General features: G+C 50.6%; 23 protein-coding genes. 16 read left to right on the forward strand and 7 right to left on the reverse strand.

The window, feature by feature from the left end; genetic code table 11:
* Positions 1-15 precede the first annotated feature (15 nt).
* The 12 genes from Q9O24_10555 to Q9O24_10610 all read left to right on the forward strand — a co-directional run bounded on the left by Q9O24_10555 (position 16) and on the right by Q9O24_10610 (position 13,054).
* Complete coding sequence (locus tag Q9O24_10555; protein MDQ7075566.1) at positions 16-1,971, forward strand: NAD(P)-binding protein; 1,956 nt, start codon at positions 16-18, stop codon at positions 1,969-1,971.
* A 22-nt stretch (positions 1,972-1,993) separates the two neighbouring features.
* A complete protein-coding gene (locus Q9O24_10560; protein ID MDQ7075567.1) occupies positions 1,994-2,410 on the forward strand; it encodes an Hdr-like menaquinol oxidoreductase cytochrome c subunit in 417 nt (138 codons plus the stop codon).
* Positions 2,407-3,144 carry a 4Fe-4S dicluster domain-containing protein gene (locus Q9O24_10565; GenBank protein MDQ7075568.1) on the forward strand — a complete coding sequence of 246 codons (738 nt, stop codon included), beginning with the start codon at positions 2,407-2,409 and terminating at the stop codon, positions 3,142-3,144. The genes Q9O24_10560 and Q9O24_10565 overlap by 4 nt, the downstream gene beginning before the upstream one ends.
* A 24-nt stretch (positions 3,145-3,168) precedes the next feature.
* Positions 3,169-4,392: an NrfD/PsrC family molybdoenzyme membrane anchor subunit gene (gene nrfD, locus Q9O24_10570; GenBank protein MDQ7075569.1), complete on the forward strand. Its 1,224-nt coding sequence runs from the start codon at positions 3,169-3,171 to the stop codon at positions 4,390-4,392.
* Positions 4,393-4,467: 75 nt separating this feature from the next.
* Positions 4,468-5,847, forward strand: coding sequence for a cobyrinate a,c-diamide synthase (locus Q9O24_10575; protein MDQ7075570.1), 1,380 nt, complete (start codon positions 4,468-4,470; stop codon positions 5,845-5,847).
* Between the two features lie 27 nt (positions 5,848-5,874).
* Complete coding sequence (locus Q9O24_10580; protein MDQ7075571.1) at positions 5,875-6,192, forward strand: iron-sulfur cluster assembly accessory protein; 318 nt, start codon at positions 5,875-5,877, stop codon at positions 6,190-6,192.
* 201 nt (positions 6,193-6,393) lie between these two features.
* The gene (locus Q9O24_10585; protein ID MDQ7075572.1) at positions 6,394-7,911 is read left to right on the forward strand and encodes a serine/threonine-protein kinase; all 1,518 of its coding nucleotides are present in this window, start codon (positions 6,394-6,396) and stop codon (positions 7,909-7,911) included.
* A 416-nt stretch (positions 7,912-8,327) separates the two neighbouring features.
* Positions 8,328-8,975, forward strand: a complete 648-nt coding sequence (locus Q9O24_10590; GenBank protein MDQ7075573.1) for a response regulator transcription factor — start codon at positions 8,328-8,330, stop codon at positions 8,973-8,975.
* 252 nt (positions 8,976-9,227) lie between these two features.
* Complete coding sequence (locus Q9O24_10595; protein MDQ7075574.1) at positions 9,228-9,470, forward strand: hypothetical protein; 243 nt, start codon at positions 9,228-9,230, stop codon at positions 9,468-9,470.
* Positions 9,471-9,613: 143 nt separating this feature from the next.
* Complete coding sequence (locus Q9O24_10600; GenBank protein ID MDQ7075575.1) at positions 9,614-12,238, forward strand: HYR domain-containing protein; 2,625 nt, start codon at positions 9,614-9,616, stop codon at positions 12,236-12,238.
* Between the two features lie 134 nt (positions 12,239-12,372).
* Positions 12,373-12,690, forward strand: coding sequence for a DUF6516 family protein (locus tag Q9O24_10605; GenBank protein ID MDQ7075576.1), 318 nt, complete (start codon positions 12,373-12,375; stop codon positions 12,688-12,690).
* Positions 12,680-13,054: a transcriptional regulator gene (locus tag Q9O24_10610; protein ID MDQ7075577.1), complete on the forward strand. Its 375-nt coding sequence runs from the start codon at positions 12,680-12,682 to the stop codon at positions 13,052-13,054. The genes Q9O24_10605 and Q9O24_10610 overlap by 11 nt, the downstream gene beginning before the upstream one ends.
* Before the next feature lie 262 nt (positions 13,055-13,316).
* Here the strand turns inward: Q9O24_10610 and Q9O24_10615 are convergent, their stop codons facing one another.
* The gene (locus Q9O24_10615) at positions 13,317-13,466 is read right to left on the reverse strand and encodes a hypothetical protein (protein ID MDQ7075578.1); all 150 of its coding nucleotides are present in this window, start codon (positions 13,464-13,466) and stop codon (positions 13,317-13,319) included.
* Positions 13,467-13,633: 167 nt separating this feature from the next.
* Between Q9O24_10615 and Q9O24_10620 the strand changes: the two genes are divergently transcribed.
* From Q9O24_10620 to Q9O24_10635, 4 genes are all read left to right on the forward strand, one after another.
* On the forward strand, positions 13,634-14,632 hold the full coding sequence (locus Q9O24_10620) for a hypothetical protein (protein MDQ7075579.1): 999 nt from the start codon (positions 13,634-13,636) through the stop codon (positions 14,630-14,632).
* Between the two features lie 80 nt (positions 14,633-14,712).
* Entirely contained in the window at positions 14,713-15,369 is a 657-nt protein-coding gene (locus tag Q9O24_10625; GenBank protein ID MDQ7075580.1) for a rhodanese-like domain-containing protein, read from the forward strand.
* Between the two features lie 165 nt (positions 15,370-15,534).
* Positions 15,535-15,765, forward strand: coding sequence for a DUF350 domain-containing protein (locus Q9O24_10630; protein MDQ7075581.1), 231 nt, complete (start codon positions 15,535-15,537; stop codon positions 15,763-15,765).
* Between the two features lie 2 nt (positions 15,766-15,767).
* Positions 15,768-16,370: a transglycosylase SLT domain-containing protein gene (locus tag Q9O24_10635; protein MDQ7075582.1), complete on the forward strand. Its 603-nt coding sequence runs from the start codon at positions 15,768-15,770 to the stop codon at positions 16,368-16,370.
* Here Q9O24_10635 and Q9O24_10640 read toward each other — a convergent pair.
* From Q9O24_10640 to Q9O24_10665, 6 genes are all read right to left on the reverse strand, one after another.
* On the reverse strand, positions 16,367-17,056 hold the full coding sequence (locus Q9O24_10640) for an SH3 domain-containing protein (protein MDQ7075583.1): 690 nt from the start codon (positions 17,054-17,056) through the stop codon (positions 16,367-16,369). The two genes, Q9O24_10635 and Q9O24_10640, sit on opposite strands and share 4 nt — an antisense overlap.
* Before the next feature lie 190 nt (positions 17,057-17,246).
* Entirely contained in the window at positions 17,247-18,041 is a 795-nt protein-coding gene (locus tag Q9O24_10645) for a class I SAM-dependent methyltransferase (GenBank protein MDQ7075584.1), read from the reverse strand.
* Entirely contained in the window at positions 18,042-18,815 is a 774-nt protein-coding gene (locus tag Q9O24_10650; protein ID MDQ7075585.1) for an ABC transporter permease, read from the reverse strand.
* Complete coding sequence (locus Q9O24_10655; GenBank protein ID MDQ7075586.1) at positions 18,812-19,741, reverse strand: ABC transporter ATP-binding protein; 930 nt, start codon at positions 19,739-19,741, stop codon at positions 18,812-18,814. Before Q9O24_10655 ends, Q9O24_10650 begins: the two co-directional genes overlap by 4 nt.
* Positions 19,742-19,814: 73 nt before the next feature.
* Positions 19,815-20,153, reverse strand: a complete 339-nt coding sequence (locus Q9O24_10660) for a SaoD/DsrE family protein (GenBank protein ID MDQ7075587.1) — start codon at positions 20,151-20,153, stop codon at positions 19,815-19,817.
* 92 nt (positions 20,154-20,245) lie between these two features.
* On the reverse strand, positions 20,246-20,443 hold the full coding sequence (locus Q9O24_10665; GenBank protein ID MDQ7075588.1) for a hypothetical protein: 198 nt from the start codon (positions 20,441-20,443) through the stop codon (positions 20,246-20,248).
* Positions 20,444-20,540: the final 97 nt, after the last annotated feature.

Raw genomic sequence — 20,540 nt, forward strand, 5'->3', positions numbered from 1 at the left:
CACAGGAGGACGGGCATGGCCACTTCTAAAGACGATATGAACCAAAAACTGACTTTTCGACGTTTTGAGGACGGTGATAGTGAATACCGCTCCGCAGGCGACATAATTTTAAACGAGGACACATCGTACAAATGCCCGACTTACGTGCATCGTACGCCTCCTTGCCAAGGCAGCTGCCCCTCTGGTGAGGACATTCGTGGCTGGTTGGACATCGTTCGTGGTATCGAACTGCCTCCCGAAGGCATGGAAATGTCGGAATACGCTTTCCGTCGTTCCACCGACGCCAACCCCTTCCCCGCCATGATGGGTCGTGTTTGCCCAGCACCGTGTGAAGACGGCTGTAACCGCAACAACGTCGAAGAGTTTGTCGGCATCAACTCCGTTGAGCATTTCATCGGTGATGAAGCGTTCAAAAACGGCTACACCTTTGACGTACCCGCCTTCAACGGCACTCGCATCGCCATCATCGGTGGCGGCCCTGCGGGCATGGCTGCCGCTTACCAACTGCGTCGCAAAGGCTACGGCAGTGTGATTTTTGATGATCATGAGCAACTTGGCGGCATGATGCGTTACGGCATCCCAGGATACCGTACCCCTCGTGAAGTACTTGATCACGAGTGCAAACGTATTTTAAACATGGGCGAAATCGAATTCCGCGCCAACACCCGCGTCGGTCGTGACGTGGCCGTGGCTGACTTGGAAAAAGAATACGCTTCTGTTTTATGGGCCTTGGGTTGTAAATCCGGTCGTGGCTTGTTTGTGGACGGCTGGGAAGGCACTCCTAACTGCGTCTCCGGCGTGGCGTTCTTAGAAGCGTTTAACACCGGCAAGCTGCACGTTGCAGCGGACAAAGTGGTCTGCGTTGGTGGTGGTGATACCTCCATTGATGTGGTCTCTGTGGCACGTCGTCTGGGTAAAATCACCAACTTGCCTGAACATGAAAAACCCGAGCATGTGATCGGCGGTTACGTCGCCCACGATTCAGCCTACGCTGCGGCTCGTGAAGGCGCACAGGTCACATTGACCTCCTTGTTCCCGAAAGAGAACATGACCGCTGCCGAACACGAAGTCACCGACGCACTGACCGAAGGGGTTACCATCCTTGAAGGTGTGATGCCCATTGCGTTGGTTAAAAACGCCGAAGGTCGTGCCACCGCTCTGCGCGTTGCCAAATGCACCGTGGACAGCGCCGGTCGTCCGACCCCAGTTGAAGGTTCTGAATACGACATCGAAGCCGATCTGATCGTCTCCGCCATCGGCCAAGGCGGTGATCTCACCGACCTGGAAGAGATGAACAACGGTCGCGGTCTGATTGACGCCGACAAATTTTACCAAGTACCTGGTAAAGCCGGTCACTTCGTCTGTGGTGACATCGTCCGTCCTCATCTGTTGACCACCGCCATCGGCCAAGCGTCCATCGCCGTTGACAGCATCATTCACTACCTCAATCAAGAAGAGCAGAGCAAACGTCCAAAAGTGGATGTGCATCACTTCAACCTGCTCAGCAAATTGCAAGAGACCGATTTAGCACCAGAATCCTTTGACGACAGTGACGGTGATCTGCGTGGTACCGATGATGCAAAATTTGCCATCCACAACTACGAAGATCGCTCCAATCAAGAGATCATCTCTTCTGACAAACTCTTCTTGGGTCATTTTGGTCACACGCCTCGCATCCATCGTGATGAAGTGGTTCCCAGCTCTGAAGAAGTTTTGGGTCACTTTGAAGAACGACTGATTGCCCTCAGCGACGATCAGGCGGTTGAAGAAGCCAAACGCTGCATGAGCTGCGGTATGTGTTTTGAGTGTGATAACTGCGTCATTTTCTGCCCTCAAGATGCCATCTTCCGCGTCAAGAAATCCGAAAAAACCACCGGCCGTTATGTGGACACCGACTACTCTCGTTGTGTTGGTTGCCACATCTGTTCCGATGTCTGCCCCACCGGCTACATCGACATGGCTTTGGGTTAATCAACAACAACGGAGCATCATTATGGCCGGTTCTTACCGAGGCATAACGTTGCTGTCCACTCTGCTAGGGGGGCTGCTTATGGCAGCCTCCCTGTTGGCATCTGCGGGAGTTTCGGCTCCCGTTGTGCCGCAAGGCAAAGGTGAACAGTGCGTTGAACCCACCGCTGACATGCGCAAAAATCACATGGAGTATCTGCTCCATCAACGTGATAAAACCGTGCGCCAAGGCATTCGTACCAAACAACACAGCCTGAAAGAGTGCATTAACTGCCACGTTCAAGCCAACAAAGCGGGTGATTATCCCAGCGTTCACACCAATAACAGCGAACAACATTTCTGCGACAGCTGCCACAGCTACGCGGCGGTTAAAATCGACTGTTTTGATTGTCACGCCGACCGCCCTGCATCTCCCTCTGCCGCCAAAGGTGCCAAACCATGAGCGATCAGCACATTAACGCCTATCGTCGCCGTTTTCTCGGCGGTGCCGGTGCTCTTGCCGCCCTAACCGTCGCGCCTGGCTTGCTGCTTAACGTTGTGAAAGCCAAACCGGCGGCTGAAGCGGTCAGCAACACAACCCGCTGGGGTCTGTTAATCGACGCCAATAAGTGCGGTGAAGGCTGTAACGATTGTGTTACCGGCTGTAATGAAGAGCATGGCCTAAAAGAAATTCACGGCCCCGCCACAGACGCACAGTGGATTCGTACCGTCAAAGTGCGTGATACCAGCACCCAACACGTGACCCACTTGCCGATGATGTGTCAGCACTGTGAAAGCGCTCCTTGTGTAGACGTCTGCCCAACGGGTGCCTCTTTCAAACGTGAAGACGGCATCGTTTTGGTGGACAAACACACCTGCATCGGCTGCCGTTACTGCATGATGGCCTGCCCATATAAAGCACGTTCTTTTGTGCATGAACATCTGACCGAACAGAAACCCGACGTGCCTCGCGGCATCGGTACCGTTGAATCCTGCACGATGTGTGTTCATCGGGTGGACAAAGATGGCGATCAAGCCATTACTGCCTGCGCAGAAGCCTGCACCCACGACGCCATTTTGTTTGGTGATCTGAACAATCCCGACAGCGACATTTCCAAGCGTCTGGAAAAAGAAGGCGGCACCCGCATCCGTGCAGATCTTGGACTCAACCCTGGTGTGCGTTACCAAGGTATTTAACCGTTATTGTTTGGGAAAGCTGTTATGAAAATAGCCTATCGTACCATTGAAGGCCGCAGTCGCGGCTACTTTGCCCTGTTTGGGGTTCTTGGCCTGTTCGTTCTGGCCGGTCTGGGAGCCGCTCACCACATGGAGAGCGAAGGTCACTGGATCACCGGCATGAACAACCAGATCGTCTGGGGTATGCCCCATGTGTTTGCGGTCTTTTTGATCGTCGCCGCCTCTGGCGCGCTCAACATCGCCTCGATCTCTTCGGTGTTTGCCAAAACCGCCTACAAACCGCTGGCGCGCCTCTCAGGGCTGCTCTCCATCGCCTTGTTGGCCGGTGGTTTGATGGTCTTGGTTTTGGATTTGGGTCGCCCAGATCGCCTCATCGTTGCCATGACCACCTACAACTTCAAGTCGATTTTTGCTTGGAACATCATCCTCTACAACGGCCTGTTCGCCATCGTAGCGATTTACATCTGGATGATGATGGAAGGGCGTTTTAACAAATACAGCCGCACCGTTGGTATGGCCGCCTTTATCTGGCGGCTGCTGCTCACCACCGGTACCGGCTCCATCTTTGGTTTTTTGGTGGCACGTCAAGGCTACGATGCGGCCATTATGGCGCCGATGTTTGTTGTCATGTCCTTCTCCTTTGGTTTGGCCATCTTTCTGCTGGTTCTGATGGCCTCGTACAAATGGTCTGAACGCCCTCTGGGTGATGCCACGGTAAAGCGTCTGAAAAACCTGTTGGGTGTGTTTGTTGCCGGTGTGCTCTATTTTGTCTTGGCCTACCACCTGACCAACCTCTACGCCACCGAACACCACGGTTATGAAGCGTTCTTGTTGTTGGGTGAAAACGGCGGCGGCATTTACAGCAACCTGTTCTGGATCGGTCAAATTCTGCTCGGCAGCTTGGTGCCATTGGCGCTGCTCTACCACCCCGTCACCGGTAAAAACCGCGTCATGCTCGGTTTTGCCTCGGTGCTGATCATCTTGGGTGGTCTGGCACAGATGTACACCATCATCATCGGTGGCCAAGCCTTTCCAATGACGATGTTTCATGGCATGGAAGTGAGCAGCAGCTTTGGGGACGGTGTCACCGCCAGCTACGCTCCCAGCACTTGGGAAGTGATGCTTGGCGTGGGCGGTTTTGCCATGGCTCTGGTGATCGTCACCGCAGCGGTCAAAATTCTGGCCTTTTTGCCTGAAGACCTCAGCGATGAAGTCGCCGATCCGCACACGGCCTCCAAAAGCACATAAGCCACACCGTTCAACTCCCCAAGCGCTGCCCAGCGTTTGGGGTTTTTCTATTTTTAAACTGCCAAAGTTACCTTCATGGCTCATATTCTACTGTCAGCTGCCCATAAATCTTCGGGCAAAACCACCATCAGCATCGGTCTCTGTGCCGCCTTTAAAAGCCGAGGTTTAGAAGTTCATCCCTTTAAAAAAGGCCCTGATTACATCGACCCCATGTGGCTCAGTCGTGCTGCTGAACATCCCTGCCATACCTTGGACTTTTACACCTCAAAACACAGCGAGATCTTACAAACCGTTGCTCAATATCATCATCAATCGGACCTCTGCCTGATCGAAGGCAATAAAGGTCTCTACGACGGCCTTGATCTGGAAGGCAGCAACAGCAACGCCGCGCTGGCCAAATTTTTGCACGCACCGGTGATTCTGGTGCTCGACGCGCGTGGCATGACCCGAGGCATTGCGCCGTTAATCTTGGGTTATCAGCAATTTGATCCCGAGGTCAACATCGCTGGCGTGATCCTCAACCAAGTGGGTGGCAGCCGTCACGAAGGCAAGCTGCGCCGAATTATGGAGCACTACACCGACGTTACGGTTTTGGGTGCGGTGCAACGTGACCCTGCTCTCGATCTGGAAGAGCGCCATTTAGGGCTGATGCCAAGCAACGAAGATCATCTGGCAACAGAAAAAATCAGCGCCATCGGCAGCGCCATTGCCAAGCAGGTCAATCTGGATCAGCTGCTGGAAATTGCCCAACAAGCGCAATTGCCCACCCCCGCCGTTCCAGCGCCCCTCCCTCTCAACACACAGAAAAAGGTGCGCATCGGCATCGCTCAAGATGCCGCCTTTGGTTTTTATTACCCCAGTGACCTGCACGCCTTGCAAGACGCTGGAGCCGAGTTGATCAGCATCAACACGCTTAAGGATACTCAGCTGCCTAAGATTGACGGCCTCTTTATCGGCGGCGGTTTCCCTGAAACCCAGATGAAGGCGTTGGAAGCCAACACTCAGTTGCGTCTTGAGATCCATCAAGCAATTGAAAACGGTCTGCCCTGTTACGCCGAATGCGGCGGTCTGATGTACCTTTCAAACGCGATTCATTGGCAAGGTCAACGCTGTGAAATGGTCGGCATCATCCCCGCTGAAACCGAAATGCACCCTCGCCCACAAGGACGCGGTTACGTTCGTCTGCAAGAGAACAGCGACAGCCTCTGGCCACGCGCGGGCAGCGCAGAAATCGCCGCTCATGAGTTTCACTACTCGGCGCTGTCCGGTTTGGAGCATAATCCAGCGTTTAAATTTGCCTACCAGGTGAAACGCGGCGTCGGCATCGACGGCCAACACGACGGCCTGATCTACAAAAACCTAATGGCCTGCTACAGTCATCAACGTAACAGCCAACAAAACCCGTGGACGGGGCGTTTTATCGACTTTGTACGCCACTGCCAAACCCCTGAATAGACCCCTTAACCTAATGAGACCAACCTTATGATTACCGTAACCCCCGCTGCTGCCGTTCAAATTCGCATCGCCGCCAAACAAGGCGAAATGGAAAACATGCCCCTGCGTCTGGCGGTGAGCAAAAGTGCCACCGGCGAATTTCAATACGCCATGGGTTTTGATGACGACGAGCACGAAGGCGATCAAACCACCGTCACAGAGGAGATTTCCGTGGTGGTGAACGTCACCAGTTTTGCCCTCTTAGAAGGCACCACCATTGATTACGTTGAGCTGGAACCCAGCAAATTCCACTTTATCTTCCTCAACCCCCAAGATCCCAACTATTTAGAGCCATCCGAAGATTAGCCCTTAGGGGCGCAGGTCAGAATGCGCCCCTAACACAATCCAAAAGCCTTACAACACGCTTAATTTTGTGTGAGAATATCACCGTTCATAACGAATTATTGGACTTTTGTCAGATGCGATCAGGAGAATATCGCTACATGGAGGAAAGTCCCAACGGAATAGGGAATATTATTCATAACAACGTAATAGGAAGAGCGACGCGTGGAAAGAGAACAAGCATTAACCGTTCTAGGTCTGGATTCTGAAGCCAGCCTACAAACTGCCGAAATGGCCTATCAATTGATGTGGGATGAGTGCAATTTCACCATTGACCAATCCGACTCGGCGCAAGAACGCTTAGAAAGTCTCGATACCATGCAGCACCTAGACAGTGCCGTCACTCTGTTGCGCAATGCCGCCAACCAAAAACACGACGATGATGAATTTGCCATCGAAAGCGCTGAAACGGTGATGATCCCTCCAACGGGCGTCACCCTACGTCGCACTTCCGCTCCCAATTTAACCTTGGCAGACACCTCCGCCATTGACCTTGAGTTAAATCATTCTCGCATCCAAAAAGCCACGCCCAATGATGAGGCTCATCTCCCAATGGACGATGAAGACCACAACCCCACCTTGATGGCACCACAACAAGGCGAACTTGAACAGCAACTGGCACAAGACGCACGCAAAACGTCGCTCTCAAAACATCAACACAAGCGCAAAGAACAGACCCAGAGCGCCCCGCTTGATCTGAACATGGACAAAACCTTGCTGGGCAAGCGCAGTACGGTCAGTGCCAAACACAAAGCCGAACACGTACTGGAATTAAACCAGACCCTGATCAATGGACGCTACACCATCCAAGCCTTTATCGACAAAGGCGGCATGGGCGAGGTTTATCAAGCCTACGACAACATCCGTCGCCAAGAGGTGGCCATCAAAGTACTGCTGCCCGATCTGGACAAAGACGCTTACGAACGTTTTTTCAATGAAGCGCGCCTTTCCAGCCAACTCAGCCACCAAAACATCGTCAACGTTTACGACGTGCAAAAAGACGGCGAACTGATCTTTATGAGCATGGAGCTGCTCAAAGGTGAAAACCTACGCCACCGTATGCGTCGTCATCAACGCGCCAATGAGGCCATGCCACAAGCTGAAATCCATCAGCTCGCCATTGCCATGAGCAGCGCTCTTCAATACGCCCACAAAAAAATCATTCACCGCGACATCAAACCAGAAAACATCTGGGTCTGTGACAACGGCGAAATCAAACTGATGGATTTTGGCATCGCCCGCACCTTCTCTCACGAACAAGCGATTCAGACCCGCACCGTCGCCGGTTCCGTACGTTACATGGCTCCCGAGCAGTTGGGCAGCGGCGACGGCTCTCAAATGCTGGAGATCGACAGCCGCGCCGATCAATACGCCCTTGGGGTTATTCTCTACGAACTGCTGAGCAACACCCCACTCTCTGGTCGCATCACGCCCTTGTGTGAGATCAACAGCGACATCAACGAACAGTTGGCTGAGATTGTGGAAAAAATGCTCGAAGGCAAAGCCGATAATCGCTTCGCCTCGACCAAAGTACTGCATCACGCCCTCAAAACACCCTTGAGCAGCAACAGCCTGTTCTCACAGTTCTCATCCAAGATGAACAAGCTAGCGCATGAGTCATCCAAAAGTGGATTAATATCAAATCTTGCTCCCAAACTAAGCAGACTCTTTTTACGTAAGTAGTTGATGTTACTCAGTGGGTAAGAAACCAAAAGAATCCCACCGCCCTACAGATCAAGACGGCGTAGGGCGCACTAACCAAAGGGCAGTGCGCCGATAAAACCAAGCAAGAGCACATCCCCCTCAATCCCCCCCAAAACAACTGCACCAACTATTTCTAACTTATTTTCCTTATAGATAAAAAAGTAATTAATTTCCTATGTTATTTTTATACCTAAGTCAATAGACTACGATCATCCCATTCAAATAAAGCGACCAAAGGTAATTCGAGTCGTATGAGTTGCACGGAGCAGAGGATAAACGGATAGGGAGATAACACAGCGGACTGGAACTGTCCGTTGTCAGGAATTAAAGAATGGATTCTTTTTGATATTTGATGAGCTTGCTTCTCATCACAGGAATTGAAAAGGAAAACAGCTATGAAAATTGGTGTAGTAGATGACCATGAAATGTTCAGCGACTCATTGAGCCTCACCTTTCACTGCCTTTTAGAAGGCAGTGAAGTATCCAGCTTTTACGACCCCGAGGTGTTCCTCAACTCCATTGATCAAGGCAGCCGTTTCGATCTGCTGCTCATTGATATGAACATGCCCAAAATGGACGGCCTAAGCCTGTTGCAAGCCTTGCAGGCACGTCATATTGAAACCCCCGTCGTCATTCTCTCGGCGACGGATAACATCGAGATCATTCGTAAGGTCTGGGATCAAGGCGCAGCGGCTTTTATCTCCAAAACCGGCGGTTGCAGAACGTTGGTCGAAATCCTAAAACGGATTTTAGAAGGCGAACGCTATTTATCAGAGCCGATCAAAAAGTCGATCAAACAACTGAAAAAATGCTCAGGTACAGAAGAGGATCAAAAAACCCTCCAGCACCTAGGCATCACCAAAAAACAGTTGTCAGTACTAAAATTGATCGTGAAAGGCCACACCAATCAGCAAGTGGCCTCGGTAATGAACGTCAGTGAACATACGATTAAATCCCATGCCAGCGCCATTTATCGCACTGTTGGGGTACCCAATCGCAGCAGCTGCATTGCTCATGTTAGAACGATGGGGTTGGGCTTTTAAAGCCATCCAAACTAAACCCTAGGGCAGAAAATTTTCTGCCCCTACGCTCCTCCACTCAAAACAAAATCTCCAACAAACCCATAAAACTTCCAATATTCGCCTCAATACGCCCTTTTTTCATTTTAATTACGCAAAAAAGTTCAAAAATTCATACTTTAGGATGAGGTTTTAAAGTTCTTTTTTCTATAAAATTCTGTGAATCAGTTCTCATATCCAACCGGTAAAAAATAAAATTTTCTCAAGGAATATCAAATGATACTAAAAATAATCCCTCTAATGGTGGCCTTTGCAGCCATCTCAGTGACCACATCGTCCCTGCAAGCGGCCTCACTCACTGCAAGTCACCAAGTGCTGTCACAACAGCAGGGAACAAACGGCTTTGACGTCACATTGGCTCTTACGGTAAGCAATACAGGAGCAACCCCTCTCAGCGCCCTCTCACTGACCTCTATGGAATCCATTTCATTCGAAAGCCAACTCACTCTCCTTGGGTAGCATGGCGGCAGGAAGCAGCGTTTCTGTAAACTGGAGCCTCACCCTACCGGCTCCTGATCTTCCCCTGCTGATGCTTGATGCCTCTGATATCGATGCTAATGGCACTGTCAATCACACTCCCGTTATCAGTGAGGCACAGTAAAATGAAATCCTTCAACTCTTTTAAACTCATTCAGCTGCTGGCCTTTCTATTTTTAGGTCTGCTTTCTGCACTCTCCACAGCTCAAGCCGCTCCCACTGTTTGGGGAGCCAACTGGCACGGAGAACTGGGCGACGGTACAACCACTCAACGTAATAGCCCCGTTACTATTGTAGGGGGACTGGAATACAGTCAAATTTCTGCTGGATACACACATACACTAGCCCTCAGGGCAGACGGCACGGTCTGGAGTTGGGGCAATGGTACCGCTGGTCAATTGGGTCATGACAACCGCTCAAACCAATACCGCCCTGTGCAGATCGGTGGCCTAAATAACGTTGCTTCACTCTCCGCAGGGACTTTCCACTCTCTGGCCGTGAAAACAGACGGCACGGTCTGGAGTTGGGGCTATAATGACTCTGGTCAATTGGGTCATGGCAACAGGGCAAACCAATACCGCCCTGTGCAGATCGGTGGCCTAAATAACGTTGCTTCACTCTCCGCAGGGACTTTCCACTCTCTGGCCGTGAAAACAGACGGCACGGTCTGGAGTTGGGGCTATAGTCTCTATGGTCAATTGGGTCATGGCAACAGTGCAACCCAATACCGCCCTGTGCAGATCGATGGCCTAAATAACGTTGCTTCACTCTCCGCAGGGGGTTACCACTCTCTGGCCGTGAAAACAGACGGCACGGTCTGGAGTTGGGGCTATGGTAGCGCTGGTCAATTGGGTCATGGCAACCGCTCAAACCAATACCGCCCTGTGCAGATCGGTGGTCTATCATCCACATCGATAGAAGCAGGCTCGCATCACTCCTTCACTTATACCGGAGGCGTAAACAATCAAGCACCGGTTGCCCATGCGGGTGCCAATCAAACCCTAGAAAGCACCGGCAGCTCCAGCGCCAATGTGACCTTAGATGGTTCTGCTTCATCTGATGCCGATGGCGACACCTTAACCTATGCATGGTCGTGGGCAGGCGGTTCAGCTACGGGCGTCAGCAATTCAGTCTCTTTGCCTCTGGGCACAACAGTTGTGACTCTGACCGTCGATGACGGTACCGACAGCACAACCGACACCGTTTCCATCACCGTTCAAGACACCACACCACCCACCGTCAATGCCGGTGCTGATGTCACTCTGGAATCCACCGACGCGGCCGGTGCTGCCTTTAGTGTCTTGGATCAAACCACCTCCGATGATGTCGGTTGTGGTTCGCCATCACTGAGTGCGGCTCCCACCCCCGCCTTCTACCCGCTCGCAGGTACCACGGTTACCGTTACCGCCACGGATTGTGTCAGCCTCACAGCAACCGATACCATGCTGGTAACGGTTCAAGACACCACCGCGCCGGTTCTCACCGTTCCAGCCAATGTCAGTGTTGAAGCCAACGCGGTCTTAAGCACCGTCGCCATCGGCAGCGCTTCTGCAACAGACATCTTTGCTGTAACAGTAACCAACGACGCTCCGATGACTTTCCCATTGGGTGATACGGTGGTGACCTACACCGCCACTGATGGCAACGGTCTCACAAGTACTGCGACTCAAACCATCACCGTGACGGACACCACTGCGCCGGTTCTCACCGTTCCTTCAGCGATTACTTCTGAAGCCAGTGCAGTAGAAAGTCTCATTGCGCTGGGTACTGCCACCGCAACGGACATCTTTGGTGCTACGGTTACCAACGATGCGCCAGCAACCTTCCCTCTCGGCGATACGGTGGTGACCTACACCGCCACTGATGGCAACGGTCTCACAAGTACTGCGACTCAAACCATCACCGTAACGGACACCACTGCGCCGGTTCTCACCGTTCCTTCAGCGATCACTTCTGAAGCCAGTGCCATCTCCAGCCTCATTGCTCTGGGTACCGCAACCGCAACGGACATCTTTGGTGCTACGGTTACCAGTGATGCCCCAGCTACTTACAGCTTAGGCACCACGGTAGTCACTTGGACCGCAACGGATGTGAACGGCAATGTCAGCACCGCGACGCAAAACGTGGTGGTGGTCGATACAACCGCCCCAGTACTGATCGCTCCAGCAGCCATCAATATTGAAGCCACCGGCGCTCAAACCCCCGTCGCCATCGGCACCGCTACCGCTACCGACATCTTTGGCTTCAACATCACTAACGATGCCCCTGCCACTTACGGCTTAGGCACCACCGTGGTCACTTGGACCGCCACCGATGTGAATGGCAACGTCAGCACCGCGACACAAAACGTAGTCGTGGTAGACACCACCGCACCCACCGTGACCGCCAATCTGAACCCCGTCAGTCAGGGTGATGATGATCATGATTCCGATGAAGGTCGTTTCACTGTCTCCTTCAACGTCTCTGACATTGTCGATGCCAACCCCACCGTGGTAGCGGAGCTGATCGTCGCCGGTCACGCCACCGCCATCGCGGTTACCAAAGGTCAACTCATCGAGTTTGAATACGAAGATGAAAAAACCGAAGTGGAGATCGAAGACGGCATTCTTGAGATCGAAGCACCCAGCATGGTGTTGCGGATCACCGCCACCGACGCCAGCGGCAACGTCACCGTGGTTGAAGTTCAACCTCAAGGCCTGAGCCGTGATAACGACGATGATTATGATCGTAACGACGATCACGATGATTGATCGCTAACCCTCCTGCTTGAGTCGCTCTGATTCAAGCAGATCCTTAAAGGTAAAAGCCCGCTCTTGAGCGGGCTTTTTTTTGTGGGTAACTGTTTCAGGTTTATAAAAAAATAGATAGCTGATAAGATCTGTTTATGGTCAAGAAAAAAAAGTCTAAGCACAACAAGGTTGTTGATGAGCGTTATACTTTCTCGAAAAATAGGGGTGGTGGTTTGATCAAAATTGAAGTGTGGGAAGATCAGTACGGAGCGGTGGTTCGATACAATATGGCTTACATCAATTTTGCCCTCTACTCTGGAGATCATGGTCGCGTAATTGGGTACGATAATGCCCATAACTATCACCATAGACATTGTTTTGGTGTGGTCTCACCTGTGAACGATTTTGTAGGTTATGAGGTTTTGCTTGAACATTTTGAAGCAGAAGTAAGAGGCTATTTAAATGAGCATTGAAATTAAATCGGGCACCCTGAGTGACTTCTTTCATTCAGCAAAAAAAACGGCAAAAGCGGTGGATAACGGTGAATCTTTGACACAAAAAAGAACGCTCTGGGTTGAAGGTGATGATCTTGTCTCGTTATTAAAACCGGCAAGGAGGCGTTTGGTTCAATACCTACGCCAAGAGAAAAAAGTCTGTTTTTCTGATTTGATGCTGGCGATGGAACGAAGCCCTGTTAGCTTGAACAACGACTTAAAGTTATTAGCCAAATATAATTTAGTGCGCATTTGTCGAGAAAGTAACCCAGGTCATGGTGTTCACAAAGTGATTGAGTCGGTGTTATCAAATGAAAAAATTGAGTTTCGAGTGGATGTGTAGCGAAACAGTCTAAAACCAGTGCAGTAGACAACGTCAATGCTCTGGGTACCACAACTGCAACCGATCCCAATGGCAATATCAGTACTGCAATAGCTACTGACTTTTTTCAAAGCTAAAAGCCCGCTCTTGAGCGGGCTTTTTTGTAGATCTGAGTTACGCACTGCTTTGAATTCCCACGACACTCTCTGGGGAAAAAAATAAAATCTCCCTCGACCCCTCTTCCATTGAAGAGGGGTCGAGGGAGATTTGCTCTTGCTTGGTTTTATCGGCTATCAGGATTTAAATAACGGTAAACAAAGTCATTAAATTTGCCGAGATGAAATAAAGCAGTCGCACCAATCTCAATGGATAAAAACAGACAAGGAATCATCATGCCCCCCTCTTTAGCCACATCATTAAATGTAATCTTCATCGTAATCTCTTTTTTTTCACACAGCCTTTACGCGCTGCCCATCTCATGGGGAAAAAAATGACAACGGTCAACTGGGTCACAACGCCGCCGGTGGTCCTGTTCCCCATGCCATTCTTAACTCTGACCCATTCAGCGCGATTGAGCTTGGCGCTCATGCCTCCATTGCACTGAAAACAGACGGCAGCGTCTGGAGCTGGGGAGGAAACTGGCACGGCGAATTGGGCGATGGAACCACAACACAAAGCACTCGACCCGTACAGGTCGTCGGCCTAAACAACGTCATTGCCGTGAGCCGAGCAGCAAAAACAGATACGGTGGCCGCCCTGAAAGCCGATGGCAGCGTTTGGTGCTGGGGGCAGAATCAATATGGGCAGTTGGGCAACGGCACTCAGATAGACTCACTGACCGCCGTGCAGAGCAACATCTCCAATGTGATCGCCATCGCCACCGGACCTGCGGATGTCATGGCCTTAAAAAAGGACGGCACCGTTTGGGCTTGGGGAGACAACCTCTATTGGAAATTCGGCTCAACTTCTACGGCATCCGCTGGCGGCGTTTTTCAGGTTTTGGGCATCAGCAATGTGGTGGCCATCGCCTCCGGCAGTTATCACGCCCTCTACTTAAAAGCCGATGGCAGCGTTTGGCTGTCAGGACGTATGGGCAGTGTCTCTCACAGAACCCCCACACAGGTGGCCAATTTATCCCAAGTGGTTGAAATCACTGCTGGCCAAGAGTACAGCCTTGCCCGCAAAAAGGACGGCAGTGTCTGGGCGTGGGGTGCCAATTATTATGGCAATTTGGGCGATAACACAACCACCGAACGCCTGACTCCCGTTCAGATCACAGGATTAAACCAAGTGGTCGATCTGGCCGCAAACTTGTTCCACTCTCTCGCTGTGAAAGCCGACGGCACTGTCTGGAGCTGGGGTTCAAATACAGCCGGTCAACTCGGCCACCGCAAGGCGCAACACAAAACGCCTCAGCAGATCATCGGCGTATCGCAATTCAATGCCGTTGCCACGGGCGGCAATCACTCTGCGGCCTATCAAAGCCACTCAGCGATGAGCGGTTTGCTTATGTTTAATCCCCCAGAAAACCGTGACAAGGAAGAGGAGAGTGAGGATAACGATGAAGAAGAGGATCACGATGACGAGCAAGATGATTGAACCTTATTTCCATCCCATCTTGATTTTTAATCTCAGGCCTTTATCCTCTAAAGGTGATTTTCAACCAAATGGGGTTCCTTATGTCTTTTGCTCGATTCGCACCACTGCTGTTTCTCTGCACTTTTACTGCCCAAGCTGGAGAGTTTGACAGCGACAGCTTACCCGTTGGCATCAGCGCGAATATCAAGCAGGTCAGCATCAAACACGCAGGCAAAGAGGTGATCATCAAACGCAACCCCGATAACGCCCACACCGTCGATGACAACTACGCTAAAACTTCACGCCCCTGCCCGCCCTTTTGCATTCAACCCATGACTCTGGCACCCGGAGTGGAAACCATCGGTGAGTTGGAACTGATCGACTACCTGCAACGCCTCAGCAGCGGCGATAACACCCTTCTCGTTATCGACTCTCGTACCCCAGTTTGGGTCGATCTGGGCAGCATTCCTGGTGCCATCAACATTCCGTGGAAAAAACTCAGCCTCAACCACGGCACTGACCCTCTGAGCCTAATTGAGATTTTGGAAGCACAGTTTAACGTCCAGCAACACAGTGATTTTCTCGACTTTAAAAACGCCAAAACCTTAGTCATGTTCTGCAACGGCATGTGGTGTGGCCAATCTCCCAGCAACATCAAAACCCTGTTGCGGCTCGGTTATCCCGCTCACAAACTCAAGTGGTATCGTGGCGGCATGCAGAACTGGAACAATCTCGGTTTAACCACCGTTAAACCGTAAAAGATCAACAAAAAACCAATAAACTCAAGTGATTATAAATCCACAATTCATAGGCTCTGACGGGGAATAGCAATTTCCTGTATGATGCCAACCCACTAAGACAAACTCTACTCAGCCCTTCATGGACGAGTGGCCACAATTTTTGATTACGGGGAAACCAAACCCATGAGTGAAAGTCTTGATCCTATCGTGCTTAATATTCTGTACGCCGTTACCGGTGGTACCTTAACCCTACTGTTTATGTGGCTCGGATGTAAAATGTTCAATCACCTTGTCTGCTTCGACATCAGTGACGAACTCGCCAAGGGCAACATCGCCGTTGGCATTATGCTGATGGGCATTTTTGTCGGTGTTGGCACAGGCCTCGGTCTCGTCATAGGGCTTGGGTTAAACTGATCGTGTTCAGACCCCTACTTCTTTCCCTCTGCCTTTGCATCGGCGCAGCACCCTCGACGCTCTACGCTGCCAAAAGCATTGATCAGTGGACAACGAAGTACGACCGTTATTTTAAAAAATACACCAAACGCTATTTTGGACCGCACTTCAATTGGAAGTGGTTTAAAGCTCAGGCCATTGCTGAGTCTGGTCTCAAACCCAAAGTTAAAAGCCACGTTGGCGCACGGGGAATCATGCAGATCATGCCCGCCACCTACGCTGAAATCCGCAGCAAAAACCGTCAGTTTCTCAACATCGAAGAACCGCAGTGGAACATCGCAGCAGGGATCTACTACAACCGTGGTCTGTATCGAAAATGGCGGCTGCCTGCGCTCTCTAATATGGAACGCCTGCTTCTCACCTTCGCCAGCTACAACGCCGGTTATGGTCGAATTCTAAGAGCCAAACGGCGAGCTGGAGGAGAGATTAAAGCATGGAAAGATGTGGAGCCTTATGCGCCCACCGAAACGAAAAACTACGTCAAACGCATCTCCAGACTGCTCAATGGCAAACGTGACAAACGCAAACGCCGCCTGCACGGCATTGAAAAATGGAGCAGATCTTAAGGCGTTGGGATGGGTCGTGTCTGAGTAAGCAGCTTACGATAGACCCAACCGATTTTTTGCGTACCAATAATGCCCACCTTGACCCATTTTCCCTGCCGACTCAGCTCCACCAACACTTCACCTGCCCTTAATTTAGCAATACGTTTGTGATGTACCGCCGGTCTGCGACGAATATTAGCGGTGCGACGGGTATACACTTGGCCAGCAAACAGCTCACCCTCCTCCTCCAACAGCTCTTTCAAGCGCCCTCTGGAGGGATAGTCTCGTTGACCCAGACGTGCGCGTAAAATCGCTTGCGCATCCTCATTACCCCGCCGAGCGGCGCGAGCGTAATAGGCCACCGCCACATCGTAATCTTGCTCACCAGAATCCCCAAATTCAAACAACATCCCCATGGAGAACATCGCATCCACATGATTTTTATCCGAGGCACTTAGCCACCAACTCATCGCCTTTTCATCGTTAATCGCCAAGCCGTAACCGTTGTGGTACATCCAGCCCAAACTGTATTGAGCATCGGCATCACCTGCTTCTGCCATCGGTCGCAAAATGCAGTAAGCAATGGCGTAGTCGCCATCACGCATCGCCACTGTGGCACGTTCATACTCGCCTTCAGCCCAGAGAGAGCCGAGATGAAATAGAACGGAAAACAGCAACAGTGCCGCTATTATTTTACTTTTTTTCATATGATTTGACGCTTAACCCCGTTTTGTAAAGACACTCCCTCTTCGATCCCTCTGCCCACTCCCAAGCAACAGCTGAATCTAAAACATACTACAACGAGAGTCCAACAAAATAGACAAAAAACAGACATTTGTTGCTTAAATACAACTCAACACCCTAAAAAAACAGTTTTTTCGACCTAAAAGGCACGGCCTATTTTTCTGCCACCAAATAGGCAATCCAACAAGCCACATCCTCACACCGCTCACTTTCCACAAACTCATCCAAGGGTTCATCGGTTTCGGGATCAAACGCCTGCAGGTAGATCCGTGTCTTAGAAAAACCACACTCAAGCAACAACTCACGAATTTCTTTCGCTCCCCAGAGTCGCCAACGATAGGCATACGCTTGATTCAGACGCGAACCGTCCTCAAACTCAAAATGGATGTAGCACTGCATGTCAGCAGTGACTGGGTTGTATTCCGCCTGCTGCCAAATGTAAGTAAAGCCCTCCAGCTCACGCACCTCTTCTTGGGTTTGATGCGCTTCAAAACCACCAAAAGAGTCCAGAAAAAACAGGCCGTCTTTTTTCAAACAAGAATGAACCCGCTGAAAATAAGCCTTCATCTGCGCTCGTTCTTGAAACAGCCAATAACTGAAATTCAACGCCTGACAGATGTCCACCCTATCCGTCTCGACCGTCAAGACATCCGCACTCAGAAGCTCAATTCGCTGCTGCTCGTCAACGGACATCTCTGCCACATTGTGGGCTTCTCCCCAAGCCAGCACCTCGGCATCAATGTCCACCGCCACCGCGCTGTGAGCGGGGTTTAACTTGACCCATTCACAGGCCGAAAGCGCCGTACCACAAAAGTCCTCGCGCAAACGGTGCGGCCAACGCCCTCGCAGGGCTTTAAACGTCTCTTGAACAAATTCCAGCTCAAACTCAACCCCCTGCACCGAACGCTGATAGAGATCGTGCCGATCTGCTTTTTCTGCCAAACTCATTTAACTTTTAATCCCCACACCCCGATTCAACAGGCTCATGGAAGCGGCAAATAAAACCAGAATAAAAAAGCCAATGATCAAAAAGGCACTGCTCATCGAGACATCACTGACCCCCAAAATGGCGTAACGAAAGGCGTTGACCATATAAAATATCGGGTTAAACAGCGAAGCGGTTTGCCAAAAGTCCGGCAACAGCGTGATGGAATAAAAAATACCCCCCAGATAGGTCAAAGGCGTTAAGACAAAGGTGGGGATAATAGAAATATCATCAAAACTTTTGGCAAACACCGCATTGATAAACCCCGCCAGAGAAAACAGAATCGAGGTCAACAGAGCAACAAAAATCGTCAGCGGAAAATTATTAATCTGCAAGTCAGTAAAAAACAGCGTCACCAGCGTCACCACCACCCCCACCAGCAAACCCCGCGCCACGCCCCCCAAAACGTAACCCAGCAAAATCAGCACATTGGGCAGAGGCGAGACCAACAGCTCCTCAATGTGGCGCTGAAATTTAGTGCTGTAAAACGAAGAGACCACATTGGCGTAGGAGTTGGTGATGATCGACATCATAATAATGCCTGGAATAATAAAATCGGTGTAGGAATAACCGTCCATGTCCCCCAAACGTTGGCCTAACAACTCACCAAAAATCAACAAATAAAGCACGGTGGTAATGGCAGGCGGTAAAATGGTCTGCATCCAGATTCGAGAAAAACGCAACACCTCTTTGATTACCAAAGTCTGTAAGGCGATCCAATAATTTTTCCAGTTCATAATTTTTCCTGCGCGTTTTTATCAATCAGCCGCAAGAAAAACGCCTCCAGACGGTTGCTTTTGTTTTTCATGCTCAACACCTCAATGCCCTTCTCAGTCAGCTCTGCAAACAGGGCATTAATACTTTGACCTTTATTCACCTCCACCTCCAAGGTACGACCGTCCTCTTGACAGTGCAAAGAGAAGCCCTTTAGCTCCGGCAACGAGGGCAAGGGCTGAGCAATGTTCAGCAGAAAGGTCTCTGTTTGCAGTTGCTTGAGCAGCGTTCGCACCTCTCCCTGTTCAACAATTTTACCCTGATCAATAATGGCCATATTGCGACACAGGCTCTCCGCCTCTTCCAAATAATGGGTAGTGAGAATGATCGTCGTGCCTTGATGATTAATCTCACGCAAAAAGCCCCACATGGAACGGCGAATCTCAATGTCCACCCCAGCGGTCGGTTCATCCAAAATCAACAGTTTTGGCTCATGCACCAACGCTCTGGCAATCATCAAACGGCGCTTCATGCCACCGGACAACTGACCCGCCATCGCAAAGCGCTTGCCCCACAGATCCAATTTTTTTAAGAAATACTCCGCTTTTTCAGTAGCCTGTTTACGGGCAATGCCGTAATAACCGGCCTGATTAACGACGATCTCCAGCACCGGCTCAAAAACATTAAAATTAAACTCTTGCGGCACCAAACCAATCATGCGCTTAACCGCCATCGGCATCGCATCCAAATCTTCGCCAAACACCCGCACCGAACCAGAGCTTTTGTTTACCAAAGAACAGAGAATGCCAATAGCAGTGGATTTACCGGCACCGTTCGGCCCCAGCAAGGCAAAAAAATCGCCCTGCTCGACTTTCAGATCTACCCCTTTAAGCGCCACCACGCCGTTGGCGTAAAATTTCTGTAACCCATTAATTTCAACCGCATTCATATTTTTTAACCAAACCTATAAAAACAGAGCCACAGAGGCAAGCAACACCCACCGCTGTGGCAATCTGACAAAATTACAAGGTGATGATTTGATCGGGCATGTTACCCGCCAACGCCCCATACAAATTGGGGAAACAACCAATCACCGCGCCTTCCACCAACTTATCTTCGATCTCACGCTCTTCGCAACACTGATCACAGCCCATCAACAACATGCCTTTCTCCTTGGCCACTTTGGCCAAACGCTCGCCAATGGGGTTGCCCTCCAGCAAGACGTAGTTGTTGTCTTCAAAAAAGAACATGCCCACCACTTCGACACCGTGTGCGTCGTCTTCCAATTGAGGCAAAATCATTTTACCCAATTTAAACGAAACAGAGTGGCCTTGACTGGAAAAAATATAAGCAACTTTCATGGTTTAATCCTTAGTTTATGTAGGTATTTATTAAAAAACGCGCTCTTTTAGCGCGCCTCATTTAACACCAAGCCCAACACAAAGGCAAAACCCTAAAGTAAGCTGTAAACTACAGACAAGCTGTGGCTCTGTTGCGGCTGCACAGTAACCACGTTATCAAAAGCGTTGGCGCTCTCCACACAGAGCATTTTTCGCCAACCCTCTGCGCCCAGGTCTCCCATGCGTTCGGCCTTAGCAAACCACGGATTCCAAACCACAGTGGAATCGCTGCCGCTTTTTTTCAATAACAATTTTACGCTTTAAACCCAGATCATGAATCACGCACGTAGCAGGGCTGTTGATGTAAACGCGATCGGTCTCACTGGCAAAACGAATATCACCCTGCTG

This window comes from Gammaproteobacteria bacterium (assembly GCA_030949385.1).
Taxonomy (GTDB): domain Bacteria; phylum Pseudomonadota; class Gammaproteobacteria; order JAUZRS01; family JAUZRS01; genus JAUZRS01.